At 73.1% G+C, this 3310-nt stretch carries 2 protein-coding genes; both read left to right on the top strand.

The window, feature by feature from the left end; all coding sequences use genetic code 11:
• Positions 1 to 117: 117 nt before the first annotated feature.
• Positions 118 to 1356 (top strand): damage-control phosphatase ARMT1 family protein, encoded by a 1239-nt coding sequence (locus tag FOE67_RS20690; RefSeq protein ID WP_323385168.1) that lies wholly within the window; start codon positions 118 to 120, stop codon positions 1354 to 1356.
• 428 nt (positions 1357 to 1784) lie between these two features.
• Positions 1785 to 3128 carry a M14 family metallopeptidase gene (locus FOE67_RS20685; RefSeq protein ID WP_182666341.1) on the top strand — a complete coding sequence of 448 codons (1344 nt, stop codon included), beginning with the start codon at positions 1785 to 1787 and terminating at the stop codon, positions 3126 to 3128.
• Positions 3129 to 3310 lie beyond the last annotated feature (182 nt).

Genomic DNA, 3310 nt, shown 5'->3' with positions numbered 1-3310 from the left:
GCGGGGGACGCGGCGGGGCAGGATCGTCGGGGAGGACCCACCGACGGGCCCCCGCCCCGAAGGCCCGCGGGCCGGGCGGCGGGGGCGACGGGACACGCCAGGGAAGGACTCGGCCGCGTGAACGCAGCACTCACCCCCGACGGCGAGGACGGCACCACCGGGGTCGGCGACGCCCGCCCGGGGGCGGACGACGAGGCACCGGTGATCCGGGGCAACATCCCCGGATCGTTCCCCCGGAGCGTGTTGGAGGAGCGCCATCCGGCGCTGATCGACCGGGTGCGCAGATCCTTCCCCTACGGCGCGGAGCAGCAGCGGGCGCTGGACGCCCTGCTGATCGAGATCGACGGCGGGGACATCACCCCCCTGCCGGAGGAGGCGCACGACCACGAACGGTGGGCGGAGTGGGGGTATCCGCACCACGGCCGGCGATGGCTGGACGTGCCGTTCCTGTGGGCGGAGAGCTTCTTCTACCGGCGGCTGCTGGAGGCCGTCTCCCACTTCGGTCCCGGTCCGTGGCGCGGGCTGGACCCCTTCGCGCCGGTCAAGCACGCCGAACTGCGCGGCGAGGGCGTGGACGCCCTGCTGGAGGCCCTGCACGACCTGGGGTCCCGGCCGGCGGAGGAACGGCTGCGGGCCCTGCTGCTCGCCTCCCTGCAGGGCAACCGGGCGGACCTGAGCTTCGGGATGGTCCCCGGCGGTGGCCTCGGCGAGGGCGAGGCCGGCCTGGTGGTGGACGAACTCACCGCGGCCCGCGACCTGTTGGAGCCGGGACCGGAGGGAGCGGGGACGGTGGCGGTGATCGCGGACAACAGCGGCCGGGAGCTGATCGCCGACCTGGCCCTGATCGACCACCTGCTGGTGCACGGCCTGGCCGACCGGGTGGTGCTGCACGTGAAGCCGGCGCCGTACTACGTCTCGGACGCGGTGCTCGCCGACGTGATGCACGCCGTGCGACGGTTGTCCTTCGGCCCCGGTCGCACGGCCGGCATCGGGGAACGCCTGTGGGAGGCGATCGGCACGGACCGGTTGTCGCTCTCCGCGCACCCGTTCTTCTGCTCGCCGCTGACCTTCGCGGAGATGCCCGCCGACCTGCGCACCGAACTGGCCGGTTGCGCGGTGTCCCTGTTCAAGGGGGACCTCAACTACCGGCGGCTGGTCGGGGACCGGTTGTGGCCGGCGACCACGCCGTTCGCGCCGCTGGTGGCGCACTTCCCCTCCCCGGTGGTGGCGCTGCGGCTGCTGAAGTCGGACGTGGTGACGGGGCTGCCGGTGGGGACGGTGAACCGGTTGACCGCGACGGAGGACGACTGGCGGATCTCCGGAGCCCACGCGGTGGTCCAGACCGCCGGCTCCTGACCGGCGTTCGCCGCCGGGGCGCCCGCCGGGCCGGGGTCGGGCGCGCGCCGGATCGGGCACGGGGCCACCGCGCCGCCCGCGTCGAACCCCCTCCCGGGGAGCGGGCCACCGGAGGACTCCCGCCGGGGGTGCGGTGAGGGGGCGTGCCGGGGCCCCCGGGGGGTGCGCCGGCGCGCGTCCGCAAGGCCTTTCACGACGGGAACCGGCCGCGCCCCTCCGCCCGGTCCGACCGGCGGGTACGCCTCGGTGACGCGCCGTCGAATGCGGCGCAAACCGGCGATAACACCGCCGGTCAGCGGGGTTTCCGGGGCCCGGTGGACGGCTGGATTCGCATCCTTGACCGGGTCATGCCACTCGGCCACGATGTGCCCCGCGCCACACCGGCGCGTCACCCCCCGCCCGTCGCACTGGACACCCCCGGAGATGCGATGCGAACACCCCTGCGCGGCCGCTTCACCGCCACCGCCGCCGCCGTCCTCTCACTGGCCCTGGCCCTGACCCTCGGGGCCCAGGCCGGCGCCGCCTCCCCCGACGGCGCCAACGGCGCCCGGGCCTCCGCGGAGGAGATCCCCGGCACCTACGAGGTGCGCGGCATCTCGTCCGCCACCCAGCGGTCCGTCCTCGCCGCCCACGGCGTGTCCATCGACGCGGTGGACGACCACTCGGTCACCGTCACCGCCGACAAGGCCACCGCCAAGCGGCTGCGAAGCATGGGCTACCTGCTGGAGGAGATCCGGCAGGCCGTGCCCGACGCCCTGCCGCAGGACGCCTCCGGTGGCGACTTCTCCGTCACCTCCACGCCCTCGCAGTACACCAGCTACGCCCAGATGACGGCGACGGTGAACTCCCTGGTCTCCCGCTACCCGAACCTGATGCACCGCCAGGTCATCGGCCGCTCGCACCAGGGCCGCGACATCATCGCGGTCAGGATGAGCAACAACGCCCGGGTCGACCAGAACCGCCCCGAGGTGCTGTTCAGCCACAACATGCACGCCCGCGAGCACCTGACCACCGAGATGGCGCTCTACCTGATGAACGAGTTCGCCACCGGGTACGGGCAGGACTCGCGCATCACCACCATGATGAACACCCGCGAGATCTGGATCATCCCCAGCCTCAACCCCGACGGGAAGGTCTGGGACCAGGACTCCGGCAGCTTCCGGAACTGGCGCAAGAACCGGCAGCCCAACTCCGGCTCCACGGCCATCGGCACCGACATCAACCGGAACTTCGCCTACCGGTGGGGGTGCTGCGGCGGGTCCTCGACCAACCCGGCCAGTGACACCTACCGGGGGCCGAGCGCCGAGTCCGCCCCCGAGACCCGGGTGCTCACCAACTTCGTGCGCAGCCGGGTGATCGGCGGCCGGCAGCAGATCACCGCGCACATCGACTTCCACACCTACAGCGAACTGATCCTGTGGCCCTTCGGCTACACCTACAATGACACCGCGCCGGGCCTGAACCAGGACCAGCTGAACGTGTTCGCCACGGTGGGCCGCCAGATGGCCGCGAGCAACGGTTACCGGCCGCAGCAGTCCAGCGACCTGTACATCACCGACGGCAGCATCAGCGACTGGATGTGGGGCGACCAGGGCATCTGGTCCTACACCTTCGAGATGTACCCGCGGACGGCGAGCCAGGGCGGTTTCTATCCGCCGGGCAGCGTGATCAACCGGGAGACCGCGCGCAACCGTGAGGCCGTGCTGATCCTGCTGGAGAACGCCGACTGCATGTACCGCTCCATCGGCAAGCCGCAGCTCTGCACCACCTGACCCGGCATCGGATCCCTCCGATCCACCGCGCGGCCGGTGGCCCCCCGCACCGTCGGGGGGCCACCGGCCGCGCCGCGTCCGTGTCCGCCCGCTCCCGCCCGGCCCCGGGGCCCGAGGGGGCCGGACGGGGGACCGGGACGAAGGACCGAGCGGGAACACGCCCCCGGTCCGGTGCGGTGGGC

This window comes from Streptomyces calidiresistens, assembly GCF_014141525.1.
Taxonomy (GTDB): Bacteria; Actinomycetota; Actinomycetes; order Streptomycetales; family Streptomycetaceae; genus Streptomyces; species Streptomyces calidiresistens.
Note: the sequence above shows the minus strand (reverse complement) of the source record. Positions and strands in the feature narration are given on the sequence as shown.

Coding starts and splice junctions, on each gene's coding strand:
- FOE67_RS20685 (WP_182666341.1), top strand. CDS start 1,785: ATGCGAACACCCCTGCGCGGCCGCTTCACCGCCACCGCCGCCGCCGTC.